This window comes from Novosphingobium album (ex Liu et al. 2023) (assembly GCF_029076845.1).
Taxonomy (GTDB): Bacteria; Pseudomonadota; Alphaproteobacteria; order Sphingomonadales; family Sphingomonadaceae; genus Novosphingobium.
The window spans coordinates 273,013-286,621 of the sequence record NZ_JARESE010000062.1; the positions used below are offsets into that span (position 1 = coordinate 273,013).

12 protein-coding genes, 2 tRNA genes and 2 pseudogenes are annotated in these 13,609 nt (G+C 67.3%); 7 read left to right on the top strand and 9 right to left on the bottom strand.

Translation table 11 applies throughout. The features are described from left to right. Positions 1-6: 6 nt before the first annotated feature. The gene (locus PYV00_RS18405) at positions 7-315 is read left to right on the top strand and encodes an I78 family peptidase inhibitor (RefSeq protein WP_275229750.1); all 309 of its coding nucleotides are present in this window, start codon (positions 7-9) and stop codon (positions 313-315) included. Here PYV00_RS18405 and PYV00_RS18410 read toward each other — a convergent pair whose 3' ends face one another. After that, positions 316-1,452, bottom strand: coding sequence for an epoxide hydrolase family protein (locus tag PYV00_RS18410; RefSeq protein ID WP_275229751.1), 1,137 nt, complete (start codon positions 1,450-1,452; stop codon positions 316-318). A gap of 255 nt (positions 1,453-1,707) precedes the next feature. On the opposite strand from PYV00_RS18410, the gene leuA reads away from it, so the two are divergent. After that, entirely contained in the window at positions 1,708-3,378 is a 1,671-nt protein-coding gene (gene leuA, locus PYV00_RS18415; RefSeq protein WP_275229752.1) for a 2-isopropylmalate synthase, read from the top strand. 60 nt (positions 3,379-3,438) lie between these two features. On the opposite strand, the gene PYV00_RS18420 is transcribed toward leuA, so the two are convergent. Next, positions 3,439-4,611: an FAS1-like dehydratase domain-containing protein gene (locus PYV00_RS18420; RefSeq protein WP_275229753.1), complete on the bottom strand. Its 1,173-nt coding sequence runs from the start codon at positions 4,609-4,611 to the stop codon at positions 3,439-3,441. A 187-nt stretch (positions 4,612-4,798) separates the two neighbouring features. On the opposite strand from PYV00_RS18420, the gene PYV00_RS18425 reads away from it, so the two are divergent. Continuing rightward, positions 4,799-5,752: an NAD(P)H-dependent flavin oxidoreductase gene (locus PYV00_RS18425; protein ID WP_275229754.1), complete on the top strand. Its 954-nt coding sequence runs from the start codon at positions 4,799-4,801 to the stop codon at positions 5,750-5,752. Between the two features lie 10 nt (positions 5,753-5,762). Here PYV00_RS18425 and PYV00_RS18430 read toward each other — a convergent pair whose 3' ends face one another. The 3 genes from PYV00_RS18430 to PYV00_RS18440 form a co-directional block, all read right to left on the bottom strand. Beyond that, entirely contained in the window at positions 5,763-6,527 is a 765-nt protein-coding gene (locus PYV00_RS18430) for a hypothetical protein (protein WP_275229755.1), read from the bottom strand. A 138-nt stretch (positions 6,528-6,665) separates the two neighbouring features. Next, the gene (locus PYV00_RS18435) at positions 6,666-7,094 is read right to left on the bottom strand and encodes an NAD(P)H-dependent oxidoreductase (protein ID WP_275229818.1); all 429 of its coding nucleotides are present in this window, start codon (positions 7,092-7,094) and stop codon (positions 6,666-6,668) included. A 49-nt stretch (positions 7,095-7,143) separates the two neighbouring features. Beyond that, the gene (locus PYV00_RS18440; protein WP_275229756.1) at positions 7,144-8,379 is read right to left on the bottom strand and encodes a hypothetical protein; all 1,236 of its coding nucleotides are present in this window, start codon (positions 8,377-8,379) and stop codon (positions 7,144-7,146) included. A 119-nt stretch (positions 8,380-8,498) separates the two neighbouring features. On the opposite strand from PYV00_RS18440, the gene recJ reads away from it, so the two are divergent. From recJ to PYV00_RS18455, 3 genes are all read left to right on the top strand, one after another. Continuing rightward, positions 8,499-10,286 (top strand): single-stranded-DNA-specific exonuclease RecJ, encoded by a 1,788-nt coding sequence (recJ, locus tag PYV00_RS18445; protein ID WP_275229757.1) that lies wholly within the window; start codon positions 8,499-8,501, stop codon positions 10,284-10,286. Positions 10,287-10,411: 125 nt separating this feature from the next. Further along, positions 10,412-10,486: transfer RNA gene (locus tag PYV00_RS18450), tRNA-Glu, on the top strand. 35 nt (positions 10,487-10,521) lie between these two features. Then, positions 10,522-10,596 (top strand) — tRNA-Glu (locus PYV00_RS18455). Positions 10,597-10,905: 309 nt separating this feature from the next. Here the strand turns inward: PYV00_RS18455 and PYV00_RS18460 are convergent. Beyond that, a pseudogene (locus tag PYV00_RS18460) lies at positions 10,906-11,034 on the bottom strand (IS5/IS1182 family transposase); the annotation flags it as partial. Here PYV00_RS18460 and PYV00_RS18465 point away from each other — a divergent pair. Then, positions 11,035-11,196, top strand: a pseudogene (locus PYV00_RS18465) (IS256 family transposase); the annotation flags it as partial. Positions 11,197-11,359: 163 nt separating this feature from the next. Here PYV00_RS18465 and PYV00_RS18470 read toward each other — a convergent pair. The 3 genes from PYV00_RS18470 to PYV00_RS18480 form a co-directional block, all read right to left on the bottom strand. After that, the gene (locus PYV00_RS18470; RefSeq protein WP_275229758.1) at positions 11,360-11,854 is read right to left on the bottom strand and encodes an Hsp20/alpha crystallin family protein; all 495 of its coding nucleotides are present in this window, start codon (positions 11,852-11,854) and stop codon (positions 11,360-11,362) included. 250 nt (positions 11,855-12,104) lie between these two features. Next, positions 12,105-12,521, bottom strand: coding sequence for a BLUF domain-containing protein (locus tag PYV00_RS18475; protein ID WP_275229759.1), 417 nt, complete (start codon positions 12,519-12,521; stop codon positions 12,105-12,107). A gap of 52 nt (positions 12,522-12,573) precedes the next feature. Continuing rightward, complete coding sequence (locus PYV00_RS18480; protein ID WP_275229760.1) at positions 12,574-13,587, bottom strand: lysylphosphatidylglycerol synthase transmembrane domain-containing protein; 1,014 nt, start codon at positions 13,585-13,587, stop codon at positions 12,574-12,576. Between the last annotated feature and the right edge of the window lie 22 nt (positions 13,588-13,609).

Consider the following 13,609-nt stretch of genomic DNA (forward strand, 5'->3'; position numbering starts at 1 on the left):
TGCCTGATGATCCGCGTTCTTACCCCTCTGACGGCGCTGGCGGCCTTATCTCTGGCCGGCTGTACGACGCCTTCCGTCCCGTCCGATTCCGGGCAGGTATCCTTCGATCCCGATGCCTGCGGTGCTTCGCAACTCGGCGCTTATCTCGGCGTCATCGCGCGGGGGCCGGCGATCGAACGCATCCGCGCCTGGGCGGGCAAAAAAACGGTTCGCCTGACCGGCCCGGGCGATATCGTCACTCTGGAACTGCAGCCCGACCGCATCAATGTCGAAACCGACGGCAAGGGCGTAATCACTCGCATCCACTGCGGCTGATCACCGCATCAGCGCGAAGCACCGGCGCACTTCGTTCACGAACAGCTCCGGCTGCTCCCACGCGGCGAAATGCCCGCCGCGATCGAGTTCGTTCCAGTAGACGATGTGCTTCATCCGCCGTTCCACCCAGGCGCGCGGCGCGGGCAGGATATCCTTGGGAAAGGTGCTGATGCCGGCGGGCAGGTGCACTTCGGGCGGGCGCACCTTGCCGAAACTTTCCCAATAGAGCCGCGCGGCCGAAGCGCCGGCCGCCGGCAGCCAGTAGAGCATGATGTTGTCGAGCACGGCATCGCGCCCCAGCACGTCGCAGGGGTGGCCGTGATTGTCGCTCCAGCCGTGCAGCTTCTCGAAGATCCAGCCGGCCAGCGCCACGGGAGAGTCGACCAGCCCGTACCCGAGCGATTGCGGCCTGGTGCCCTGGATCTTCGCATACCCCGAATCGTGATCGCGGTAATAGGCCATGCGTGCGAAGGCGTGGCGATCGGCCGGCGTCGGATCGGCCTTCGCCGCCTCGGTCGGCTCGGCGATCGGCATGTTCAGATGGATGCCGATGCAGCCTTCGGGCGCGAGGCCGCCAATCGCATGGGTGACGAAGGCGCCCCAGTCGCCGCCTTGCGCGGCCCAGCGGGCATGGCCCAGCCGGCGCATCAGTTCCGCCCAGGCGCGCGCGATCCGCTCCACGCCCCAGCCGGTCCGCGCCGGCTTGCCCGAAAAGCCGTAGCCCGGCAGCGAAGGCAGGACGACATGAAAGGCATCGCGCGCGGCCCCGCCATGCGCCACCGGATCGGTCAGCGGGCCGACCACGCGCATGAACTCGATCACCGATCCCGGCCAGCCGTGGGTCAGCACCAGCGGCAGCGCATCGGGCTCGGGCGAGCGGACATGCAGGAAATGGATATCGAGCCCGTCGATCTCAGTGACGAACTGGCCCAGCGCGTTGAACCGCGCCTCGCAGGCGCGCCAGTCATAGCCGTGGCGCCACCACGCCACCAGATCCTTGAGCATCGCCAGCGGCGTGCCCTGCGACCAGTCGTCCACCGTTTCCTTCTCGGGCCAGCGCACGGCATCGAGCCTTCGGTGAAGGTCATCGATGCGCTCTTGCGGCACCGCGAGATGGAACGGGCGAATCTCGGTCATCGGCTGTGAAGGCTGTCGCGAGGAGGAAGCAGTGTGCCCGCAAGGCTATACATCGAAGGACCGATAACGCCGAACCCTCTTTACATCGCGGGCGCCCTTCCCCATAGGCAAGGCCATGATAGCCCGGCTCGGACTTACCCTGCGACTTATCCGCCCTTGGGCGTGAGGTGACGCGTCGTCCTGTCGGCGCGCTCGGCGCTCAAGGGACGAAACCGCCACTTCGAACCAGCAGAAATTCCGAGCGAGACTGATTTCATGACCATGCTGAAAGACCCTTCGGTCAAGTACCGGCCTTTTCCGCAGATCGCCCTGCCGGATCGGCAATGGCCGAGCCGTGTGATCGACAAGGCCCCCCGCTGGCTCTCCACCGACCTGCGCGACGGCAACCAGGCGCTGATCGACCCGATGGGCGCAGAAAAAAAGCGCCGCTTCTTCGACCTGCTGGTCAAGGTCGGGCTCAAGGAGGTCGAGGTCGGCTTCCCCAGCGCGGGTGCCACCGAGTTCGATTTCATTCGCGGCCTGGTCGATGCGGAGCGGATTCCGCAGGACGTGCTGGTGCAAGTGCTGACCCAGTCGCGCGAGGATCTGATCGCCCGCTCGTTCGAGAGCTTGGCGGGCGTGCACGCCGCGATCGTCCACCTCTACAACGCGGTCTCGCCGCTGTGGCGCCAGGTCGTGTTCGGGCTGGAACAGCCGGAAATCCGCGCGATCGCGGAGAACGGCGCGAAAGTGCTGCGCGATCAGGCGGCGCGCTATCCGCAGACGCGCTGGCACTTCGAATATTCGCCCGAGACCTTCTCGACCGCCGAGCTCGATTTCTCGATCGAATGCTGCGAGGCGGTAATGGCCATTCTCCAGCCCACGCCGGACAACCCGATCATCCTCAACCTGCCGGCGACGGTCGAGGCGGCGACGCCCAATATCTATGCCGACCAGATCGAGTATTTCTGCCGCAACCTGCCCAACCGCGAAAGCGCGGTGATCAGCCTGCACACGCACAACGACCGGGGCACTGGCGTCGCCGCCGCCGAACTGGGCCTGATGGCCGGCGCGGACCGGGTCGAAGGCTGCCTGTTCGGCAATGGCGAGCGCACCGGCAACTGCTGCCTGGTGACGGTGGCGCTCAACATGTACACGCAGGGCGTCGATCCGGGGCTGGACTTCTCGGACATCGACGAAGTGATCCAGACCGTGGAATACTGCAACCAGCTCAAGGTGCCCGAGCGTCATCCCTATGGCGGCGAGCTGGTCTTCACCGCCTTTTCGGGCAGCCACCAGGACGCGATCAAGAAGGGCTTCGCCGCGCAGGAAAAGCGCAACGACGAGCTTTGGGCCGTGCCTTACCTGCCGATCGACCCCGCCGACCTCGGCCGCAGCTACGAAGCGGTGATCCGCGTCAATTCGCAATCGGGCAAGGGCGGCTTCGCCTGGGTGATCGAGCAGGACCAGGGCCTGAAGCTGCCCAAGCGGATGCAGGCGCACTTCTCCCGCCATGTGCAGGAACTGGCCGACGAGCTGGGCCGCGAGCTGCAGGCCGCCGACATCTGGGACGTGTTCCGCCGGGTCTACCGGCTGGACGAGCCGCAGCATTTCCACCTGATCGACTATGACGAGGCGCGCGCCGCCGACGGGGCCCGCGTGTTCTCCGGCAAGATCGGCGTGAACGGCAGGGAGCAGACCGTTTCGGGGCGGGGCAACGGCCTCATCTCCTCGGTCGTCGCGACGCTGGGCGAAAGCTTCGGCGTGTCACTGGAAGTGCGCGACTATTCCGAGCACGCGATGTCGAAGGGATCGGACGCACGCGCGGCCGCCTATGTCGAATGCGTGCTGGCCGATGGCCGCACCGTCTGGGGCGTCGGCATCGACGAGGACGTGGCCACCGCCAGCGTCCGCGCGGTGCTCAGCGCGGCGAACGCGGCCGCCTGATCCTCTCATCTCGGTGCGATCCCCCTGCCCGCCCCGGCGGGACAGGGGGCATCGGGCCGATCAGGCCGGCTTCTTCGGCAGTTCGATCTCGGCCAGGCCGGCGCACATCAGCGTGCCTTTCTGGTTTTCCATCTTGTGCTTGACCTGGATGAGGTTGCGGCCTTCCTCGTCCACCATCTTGTCGACCACTTCGGCGGTCTGGATGGTGATGTCGCCCGAAAGCGCGGGCCCGCGGTAATTCGCGGTCGAGTGCACCACCATACCCCATTCGCCGGCCCATCCGGCCAGATAGTCCGTCACCCAGGCGCCCATCGAGGCGCCATAGCCGTAAGCGCGCGGCATACCGATCTTGCGGGCATAGCGCGGGAACAGATGGCCGCGCGAAGGGCCGAAATAGGCGCCGTCGGTCAATTCCGGGTTGATCCGTTCCATGTGCGGGTCGTTCTCGTGCCCGGCCATTTCCTTGGTGAAGCCCAGCGCTTCCAGATCAAGCTCGCGCCGATCGAGCGTGCCCCAGGTGGTGAACAGGTATGACCGCCATTCGGTGGTGAAGCTGGCGATGGTGTGCGGGCCGAACACGCGTTCGGGCAGCTTGTCGCCCACGTTCACGTCGTCCCACCAGCGTTCGCCATGGCCCAGATCGTGCAGCATCTGGATCCAGCTGAACTTGCGCTCCTCCAGCGCTTCCAGCTCGGCATCGGTCCATTCCGGCTCGTCGAACTCGGCCTTGTTGACCGTCTCGCCGCCGGCGTGGGCGGAATAGCGGATCGCGGTGGAACGCTGCTTGGCGATCAGTTCGCCATTCTGGTTGCGGTAGAAATTGTCGCCGCGCTGGAAGACGGTCGGCCCGAAGCCGGTGTTCTTGACCACGTAGTCGAACGGAATGCGCTCGTTCGAGATCACGTCGCCGCCCATCACGCGCGGGCCATAGTGCCAGAACTCGTCCCCGCCGAACAGCAGGTGCGATTCGGGAATGCAGCCCACGCACGAAGGCGCGGTGCCGTGGCCATCGTCCATCACGATCGGGAAGCTCTGCGGCGCGATCAGCTTGCCCCAGCGGCTGGCGGCGGCATAGGCCGGATCGAAGTGCAGCAGGTTGGGAAAATGCATCGCCTGCACCCAGCGGCGAATGTCGTTGTTGCCGATCGGCTCACGGATCGGGGAAGAATCGATCGGCTTGCCGAGGTACTGATCGATGTCGGACGTATCGAGCGTCTGCGTCTGGGTGGCCATGGTGATGATCCTCTCGTCATGCCCGCCTCGCGGGCGTAATCTAATCGACAGTGCTGTCTATTACATGATGTGCCGGCCAGGTCACGCCAATTTGCGCGGCCAATCCCCGGCCGGCGGCGCACCGTCTCGACAGGCTCGCGCGTGGCCTCTATGGCGCCTGTTAATCGCTCGCTTAAACGGACCCGACATGCCCTTGCCCGCCCTGTTCGATGCCTTGCGCCTGCCGGTCATCGCCGCGCCGATGTTCATCGTCTCGAACCCCGATCTGGTGATCGCGCAAGTGCGCGCCGGCATCGTCGGCAGCTTTCCCGCGCTCAATGCCCGGCCCGCCGCGATGCTGGACGAATGGCTGCACCGCATCTCCGAGGAGACGCGGGGCTGCGCCGCGCCTTTCGCGGTGAACCTGATCGTGCACAAGACCAACAGCCGCCTCGAAGCGGACCTGGCCACTTGCGAGAAATGGCGCGTGCCCCTTGTCATCACCTCGCTGGGCGCGCGCGAGGATGTGAACGCGGCGGTCAGGGGCTGGGGCGGCATGGTGCTGCACGACGTGATCGACGATCTTTATGCCCACAAGGCGATCGAGAAAGGCGCCGATGGCCTGATCGCGGTGGCTGCGGGCGCGGGCGGCCATGCCGGGGCGCAATCGCCGTTCGCGCTGATGCAGGAGATCCGCGCCTGGTTTGACGGGCCGCTGGCGCTGTCGGGCTCGATCGCCTGCGGCCGCTCGATCCTCGCCGCGCAGGCGATGGGGGCCGATTTCGCCTATATCGGCACGCCCTGGATCGCCACCCCCGAAGCCAACGCGGCGGCCGGCTACAAGCAGGCGATCGTCGCCGGGCGCGCGGCCGATATCGTCTATTCGAACCTGTTCACCGGCGTGCACGGCAATTACCTGAAGCCCTCGATCCGGGCGGCCGGGCTGGACCCGGACAACCTGCCGCAAGGCGATGCCGGCGCGATGGACTTCGGCTCGGGCGGCAACATGGAAGCCAAGGCCTGGAAGGACATCTGGGGCGCGGGCCAGGGCATCGGCGCGATCGGCGCGATCGAGCCTGTCGCGTCGCGAGTCGAAGCGCTGGCCGCGCAATATGCCGCCGCCAAGGCGGAACTGGCGGCGCGCATCGGGCTTCGGGCCTAGCGCTTCGGATTCAGGTCTCGCGCCAGATCCACACTTGCCGGGCGAAGCGCGAAGGCTCGGCCAGCAGCGTCTCGGCTGTCGCGACGATGCGGCGCGGCTCGGCGATCGGGCCCTCGCTGACGAGGAAATCGACGACACGCGCCGCCAGCCCCAGCGTATCGGCGGGCGCCTCGCCCGGCCGCGCTTCCACCTGGATCTCCTGCCCGATGAAGTGGGCCAGCCCCTGGCTGCGCACGCCGCCATCCTCGCCCGGCACCAGCGCGGTCAGGCCCAACGCGGGGAACGGCCCGCCCGCGAGCCAGTTGAGCACCACGCGCGTGAAGTAGCGCGGCTCCATCCAGCAGCGCGCCGGCTGCCAGCATAGCGCCGCAACCGGCAGCGCGAGCACGAGGTTGGCCGCCAGCCCGGCCATCGCCTTGACCACCGGCACGGTTGCCGCGCCCGCGCGGATATGCTCGCCCGGCGCGATCGCGATGGCTTCCAGCGTGGCGGGATCGCTCGGCCCGTCAAAGCCGAAGCGATGCTCGGCGGCGATGCGCGGGGCTGGCGGCGCGGGGGCAAGCCCGGCCAGGTCGAAGGTCAGGCCGTTTGCCAGCAGTTGCAGCTGGCCCTGCTCTGCCTCGATCGGCCCGTCATCCGGCCACTGCGCGATGCGCGCCGCCGCGCAGGCCCCCTCGCCCGCCGCCAGTGCCTGCGCGATATCGCGCGCCGCCGGCCGGCTGCCCGCCGCGAACAGCAGCGACAGGCCAGCCTCGGCCGGTTCGCTATCCTCCATGCCACCTCGCCACCGCCAATGCCGCCCGCTTCCCGGCCTCCATCGAGGGGAAGCCGCGCGAGCGACCCTGACAACATGCGCGCCCGCGCGTCGAGTCTCGCAATCGGGCGGGCGCGTGCATTTTCGTCCCGGCGCGGATCAGAAAATCCCCATCCGCAGCCCCTCGCCAAAGGCACTGCCCAGTTCGCGGCAGCGCGCGAGGTCGCTTTGCGCCAGCACCTTTTCGGCCATGATGCGCTCGGGCGTCTGCGCGTCCAGGTTGACGATCAGCGGCTCGGCGATGCGGCGCAGTCGCCAGCCGGTGACGATCCGGTCGATCTGCGCCTGCGCGCCGCGCCCATCCGATCCGGCGGCGATCGCGGTCGCATAAGGGCGCCCCTCGATCCGCCCGAGCAGGGGGTAATAGCAGCGGTCGAACATGTCCTTCATCACGCCCGACACCGCCGCGAGATTTTCCGGGCAGACGAAGACATAGCCCGCCGCCGCCAACAGCGCGTCCGGCGCGGCATCGGCGGCGGCGATCAGGCGGCCGCCTGATCCCGCCGCATCGGCGATCGCCCCCGCCATGGCCCTGGCCGCGCCGGTCCGGCTGTGCCAGACGACCGCCAGCAAGCGATCAGCAGCCCTTGCCGCCGCCGCCCAGCGCGCCGCCGAGCATCCCGCCAAGGCCGCCCCTGGGCTTGCAGTTCGATTGGCCGCTGCCTTCCTGCTGCTGCTGTCCCTGCATCCCCATCGACATGCCGGCCGCCTGCATCCAGCTCGTGGTCGAACGGTGGCGGATGCGCGCGGTCCATTCGGGCTTCCACGCCACCTTGGGATCGGCCGGGCGCGGCGGATAGACGAAATCCTCTTCCGGGCCGAAGGCGGTCAGCGTGCCGACGCGGAAATCGGGGGTGGCATTCACCACTTCGGCCGGGACCACGCAGCTCGTGGCGCTGGCGGGCATCAGCGTGCCGCTCCTGATCAGGGCCGGCACCTGGCCGGGCGAGATCCAGTCGGCCAGGCCGCCGCCGAACTGCTTGTCGCTGCTGCTGGTCCACATCACCATGTCGCCCATGCTGCCGCCCGGCCCCTGCTTGCCGCCGAACACGAAGGCAAGGTACGAGGTCGCCCCGGCGATGCCCGTCCAGCCCACGCGCGAGGCCCCGCTAGGCAGCGTCGCGGTGCGGGTGGAAAGCGGGGCCATGAAGTCCTTGGTCAGCGTAAAGTTGATTTCGGGCGCATAGTTGCTCACCACCTTGTGCGGGCCGGGCAGCGAACTGTCCGCCTTCACGTACTTGCCGTCCTCGGCCGGCCAGCGGGCAAAAGTCTTGCTGTTGGTCAGCGATGGGCCCCAGTCGCGGATGACGGCCGATCCGGGCATTCCGGCCGGCACCTGCCCCGCCGCGACCTTGGCGAAATCGAGCACGATCGGCTGCCCCTTGGGCGCGTGCTCGCCGCAACCCCAGAAGATCAGCAGCCGGCCCTTGGGCTTTTCGGGCAGGATATCGGGCGCCTTTTCCTCGCGCGGGGTGACCAGCGCCACCGATTTGCCCAGCTTGGCGCTGGGCGGCATGAAGTGATCCGCCTTGGGCGCGCCCTTGGCCGAGGCGTTCGACGAGCCGAGGCGCAGATACAGCTCGTGCTGCGCGTTGTTGCCGCGCCCGCCGCCGAACATCATGCTCATCGCGCCGCCCATGCCGCCGCCCATCGCGCCCATGCCCGAAACCGTGCCGGCGCGCATGTCATAGCGGGCGATCGGCGCGGGCTCGCCCGCCGCCTCCACCGCCAGCGGCACCGCGACGGCCAGCACGGCGGCCGAAACGGCAAGGCCCGAAAGGGCGACGAACGCGAATTTGCGACGAGAGGTCATGAGCGAATCCTTCCCTGTTGGTTGCAGGCTTCATAGAGCAGATTCCGGGGGATATATCAGGAAATCTGCATTAGGCTGGCGGACGATTTCCTTTTCTTCCGTTAAGCTTGAATGCAACTATGGCATCACTTCCCGCATCGGTCTTTGGAGTGGACTCCTCGCTTTCGGGCAAGGCGTGGCGCTGGCGCGGCGGCAACATGGACTTGCGCCGGGGCCCGGCCGGGCTTGAGGACGATATCGTCGCCCAGCTCCTGCTTTCGCGCGGGGTCGCGCGCGACCAGATCGAGCGGCACCGCTCGCCCTCGCTGCGCGCCTTCCTGCCCGACCCTGCCGAATTCCGCGACATGGAAGCCGCCGCAGAACGGCTCGCCCAGGCGGTGATGACGCACGAGACGGTGACGGTCTACGGCGATTACGATGTTGACGGCGCGACCAGCGCGGCGCTGCTGATCCGCCTGCTGCGCATGTTGGGGCACGAGGCGCGGCACTATATTCCCGATCGCCTGCTCGAAGGCTACGGCCCCTCCGGCGAGGCGCTGGTGCGGATCGCGGGCGAAGGCTCCAGCCTGATCATTACGGTCGATTGCGGCGCGATGGCGCACGAAGCGCTGGCGATGGCGCACGACGCGGGCGTCGACGTGATCGTGGTCGATCACCACAAGTGCGCGGCCGAGCTGCCCATGGCCATGGCGCTGGTCAATCCCAACCGGCTTGACGAAGGCGCGGTGGCCGCCGCGCACGGCCATCTCGCCGCGGTCGGCGTCGCCTTCCTGCTCGCGGTGGCGACCGTGCGCACGCTGCGCCGCCGCGCCTATTTCGAAAGCCGGCCCGAGCCGGACCTGTTCTCGCTGCTCGATCTCGTCGCGCTGGGCACGGTGGCCGATGTCGCCGCGCTGCACGGGCTCAATCGCGCGCTCGTCGCGCAAGGGCTCAAGGTCATGGCGCGGCGCGACAACATCGGCATGGCCGCGCTGATCGACGCCAGCCGGCTGAGCCGCGCGCCCACCTGCAGCGATCTGGGCTTCGCGCTCGGCCCGCGCATCAATGCCGGCGGCCGGGTGGGCGAGGCTTCGCTGGGCGTGCGCCTGCTGACCACCGGCGATGCCGACGAAGCGCGCGAGATCGCCGCGCAGCTCTCGCGCCTCAACGAGGAACGCCGCGCGATCGAGATGGGGGTGCAGGAAGCGGCCGAAGCGCAGATCGCCGCGCAGCACAACCGCGCGGTGCTCGTGCTGGCGGGGCGCGGCTGGCATCCCGGCGTGATCGGTATCGTCGCGGGCCGCGTGAAGGAGAAGACCGGCAAGCCCACGCTCGTCATCGCGCTCGACGCGGACGAGGCGGGCAATGGCAAGGGATCGGGCCGCTCGATCGCCGGGGTCGACCTGGGCGCCGCGATCATCGCCGCGCGCGAGGCCGGCTTGCTGGTGGCCGGCGGCGGGCACGCCATGGCCGCCGGGCTGACCGTCGCGCCGGACCGGGTCGATGCGCTGGGCGAATGGCTCGACGCGAAGCTGGGCGGGGATGTCGCCGCCGCGTCCGGCCGACAGGCGGTGCTGCTCGATCTGGCGCTGGCGCCGGGCGGCCTCACCACCGATCTGGTGGCCACGCTGGAAAGCGCCGGGCCCTTCGGCATGGGCTGGCCGGGCCCACGCGTGGCGGTGGGGCCGGTCAGGCTGGTCAAGGCCGATCTGGTCGGCACCGATCACGTGCGCTTGATCGCCTCGGGCATCGACGGCGGCCGGATCAAGGCCGTGGCCTTCCGCGCGGCCGAGACCGATCTGGGCCAGGCCCTGCTCCACGGCGCGCAAGGCCGGCGCCTGTGGCTCGCCGGCCGCGCGAAGATCGATGACTGGGGCCCGCGCCCGCAAGCCGAACTGCATCTGGACGACGCGGCCTGGGCGGACTGACCCGCCGCTGTCGACAGCCCGCCGCTGCCGATCGCCCCGGCTGGCAGATTATTCGCGCGGCGGGGGGTTGACCCCCACCCCCGCCTTGCCTAAAGGCGCGGCCTGCTTTTGCTGCGGCACGGTTTGGCCCCTTCGTCTAGCGGTCAGGACGCGGCCCTTTCACGGCTGAAACACGGGTTCGATTCCCGTAGGGGTCACCACTCCGTCATCGCGGCAAGCAGGCATGAACTGGCAAGGCCCCTTCGTCTAGCGGTCAGGACGCGGCCCTCTCACGGCTGAAACACGGGTTCGATTCCCGTAGGGGTCACCATTAAAATCAACGACTTATGGCCCTCCAAGGCCTTTTCGTCAAATAACCATCAAATATACCCATGTGGATGCGGGCGGACGGATCACTCAATTTGTCGCTGGAAAGTGGATACCTCCGCCATCCTCGATGGCTGCGAGAGGGCGCAGGACAAAGGCGTACCGAACCGCCGATTTCTCTCTTAATCAGCGGGTCTTAGGTTCGAACCCTAGAGTGCGTCCATCAAACTCTCCATATAAATGAAAGACTTACAGACGCGATCGTTGTGGCTGTTTTCTGGCAAGCGCGCACTAGGTAGCTCTCTAGAGGCTGTTATGAATCTCCGACGAGAGCTGCGACCTGTTTGGTCATGAGCGTTGCGAAGGCGACGAGGTGCAGGCCGGCGAATGTTTGAGCATATCGCTCATAATCCTTGACGAGCCTTCGGAAGCGGGTGGCCCAGCAGTCTGGAACCGGGGGCACTTCCCGGGTGACGATGCCGCGATGAAGCTGCTATACCTCGTGCTCAACAAGGCGGCCAAGGAATGGAAACGGCCACCGCGCGAGTGGTCAGAGGCTAAGACCCAGTTCGCCGTGATCTTCGGCGAAAGGTTCGTCATCTGATCGCGGTAACCGGCCTCGCGCACAAAATATCGGACAGTCCCCGAGGCTGTGTTCCACCTAGAGAACCACCCGCTCACCGAAGGAAACTACGTGACGCGGACCGGACCGGACGGCGAGGCGCTCCCTCACCGGATCGCCGCCATCCGGCCCCTTTCCGGCACGGTCAGCTAATCGCGATCTTGCGGGTCTTGCTGGCGGCGGTCTTGTCCTTCTTCATGTCGAGCCTGAGCACGCCGTCGCACACCTTGGCTTCGAGCGAATCGGGATCGATGTCGGCCGGCAGCGTGACCTGACGGCGGAAAGCGCCATAGCTGCGCTCGCTGATCAGGTAGCCTGATTCCTTGGTCTCGCTTTCCTCGCGCTTTTCGCCCGATATAGTCAGGACACCTTCGGCAAGCTCGATGTCGATGTCCTTCTCGTTGATTCCCGGCACTTCGACCGTCAGGCGATAGCCGCCATCCTTCTCGACCAGTTCGACGGCGGGGCTGGCATCGCGTGGCAATCCGGGAAAGGCGAAGATGCCACGCGCCGGCCGGTTCACCGAGAAATCGTCGAACAGCCGGTCGATCTCGTCACGCAGCCATCCGATCGGTCCCTCGGGTTTAACCTCGATCGCGCGCCTGGCGTGGGGGGCGGAAATGGTAGTCTGCTCGTTCATCGCAATCACTCCTTGATGATTGGGATCGTGGTGCCCGCCACGGGACATGACGGCACGCGCCCGACCCGCTGATGGGTTACGGCGCCGATCGGTCTGGGCATATTGGGTATCTTACGGAGGTGTCGTTCCATCGCCCCGTGCGCGCCGACGCGTGAAGGATGGACGGCATCGAACTGGCGGCGAGCCTGGGGATCATGGCCGCTAATATCCTGACTACCGAAAGCGGTGAAACACGCCTATGGGCGCCGCTTCATATCCGGGGCGAAGCGCGGCTGAAGGCGATCGCGGCCATCAGGCGGTCAAGCCTGCGGCCCGCTTCCGGGTCATCGCGCGCATGGGCCGCCGCGAGCAGGGGTGTGATACCCTCGATGCCGAAGTTTTCGCCATCGAACCGGGCCATACGCCACAATGGATAGCGCCGCACCGCCGCTTCCGACCGGCGCACGACCCGCACCTCGTGGTGCCGGGGATCGGCAAGGATGCTGGCCATCACAGTGTCCACGCCACGCGCCGGCCCTTCCAGCAACTGCGCGAAGAAACGGGGCGTGGCGATCAGCAGCCCGGTGATCTCCAGCATCGAATTGCGCGCGATCGAGACCGCCTGGATATCGTCAAAGACCCTGGCGCGATCCTCGTTCTCGATCAGCGGACGGCTTACGTAGATCAAGGAAAGCATGGCATTCAAATCCTGCATTTCGCCCGGATTTTCGGCGCTTTCCCTAAGCTTTCCCATGCGGAATTATACGATGTCGGCGCAGTTTGCGAACAAGCGCCAGTCCGGGCACGAGCGGCAGCCACAAAATGAACAGGCGCAGCAGCATGGTCGCGGCGAAGGCCGCTTCGGTGGGTACGCCGACAAGACGCAGCATTCCGGTCGCGGTCGCCTCGAAGCTGCCCAGTCCCATCGGAATCGGCCCCAGCGTGGTGACGACGCTGGCCATGACGAGCGCGACGAAGGCCTTCCATGGCGCGGCGGCAAGGCCAAGCGAATGCAAGCACGCCCACAGCGTCGCGGCATCGGCCAGGAAGACCACCAGATTGCAGGCCGCGACTTTGATGATCAGTGCCCGGTTGCGAAGCAGCCGTGGCGGGGCCGAAGCGATCGTCTCGAACGTACGGGCCAGCCAGGGAACCCGCCGCAGGCGCGACGCCAGCCACCCGCTTGCGCCACGCCCGAACCACAACGCGATTGCCGGGATACCCACCGCCAGCCCCAGGAATACCGTCAGAACCACGGCCAGCGCGGGCGAAGCGTCATGGTTGAACCACAGCAAGGCGAGCGTGACGAGCGCGCAAATAATAAAGGCCGCGTAGTATCCCACGATTGTGACGATGAGCGCCGCCGATGCCACGCCGCGCGGAATGCCCAGCGCGATCAACTGGTCGACCAGCAGGATGTTGCCGCTCATCCCGCCGGTCGGGACGGCCTGATCGGCGAAGAGCTTGGTGACGGCGATGCGGACCAGTGAGGCAAGCGGCGGGTCGTGGCCAGCGTCGCGCACGATCAGGCGCCATCCCACGGCCACGAAGATGTAAGTCGAGGCCTGCAGCGCCACGGCCAGAAGCAGCCAGAGCGGCTGCGCCCGCTGGACGAGCGCGGCGAAATCCTCGAGTTCCGCGAAATGCAGCACGGCGGCGACAAGCGCCGCGGCGATGAGCAGCCCGGAAAGCCAGCTGCGCCAGGGCCCGCCGCCCCAACGCGTTCCACGGGATCGTGGGGAAGCGTCAGGCAAGGACAATCCGGTCCTGGCGCCG

Bases quoted from the DNA above. Each gene is read 5' to 3' on its own strand.
- PYV00_RS18425 (WP_275229754.1), top strand. From the start codon at position 4,799: ATGCCCTTGCCCGCCCTGTTCGATGCCTTGCGCCTGCCGGTCATCGCC.
- PYV00_RS18420 (WP_275229753.1), bottom strand. From the start codon at position 4,611: ATGGCCACCCAGACGCAGACGCTCGATACGTCCGACATCGATCAGTAC.
- PYV00_RS18405 (WP_275229750.1), top strand. From the start codon at position 7: ATGATCCGCGTTCTTACCCCTCTGACGGCGCTGGCGGCCTTATCTCTG.
- PYV00_RS18430 (WP_275229755.1), bottom strand. From the start codon at position 6,527: ATGGAGGATAGCGAACCGGCCGAGGCTGGCCTGTCGCTGCTGTTCGCG.
- PYV00_RS18435 (WP_275229818.1), bottom strand. From the start codon at position 7,094: ATGGCGGGGGCGATCGCCGATGCGGCGGGATCAGGCGGCCGCCTGATC.
- PYV00_RS18440 (WP_275229756.1), bottom strand. From the start codon at position 8,379: ATGACCTCTCGTCGCAAATTCGCGTTCGTCGCCCTTTCGGGCCTTGCC.
- PYV00_RS18410 (WP_275229751.1), bottom strand. From the start codon at position 1,452: ATGACCGAGATTCGCCCGTTCCATCTCGCGGTGCCGCAAGAGCGCATC.
- recJ (WP_275229757.1), top strand. From the start codon at position 8,499: ATGGCATCACTTCCCGCATCGGTCTTTGGAGTGGACTCCTCGCTTTCG.
- leuA (WP_275229752.1), top strand. From the start codon at position 1,708: ATGACCATGCTGAAAGACCCTTCGGTCAAGTACCGGCCTTTTCCGCAG.
- PYV00_RS18470 (WP_275229758.1), bottom strand. From the start codon at position 11,854: ATGAACGAGCAGACTACCATTTCCGCCCCCCACGCCAGGCGCGCGATC.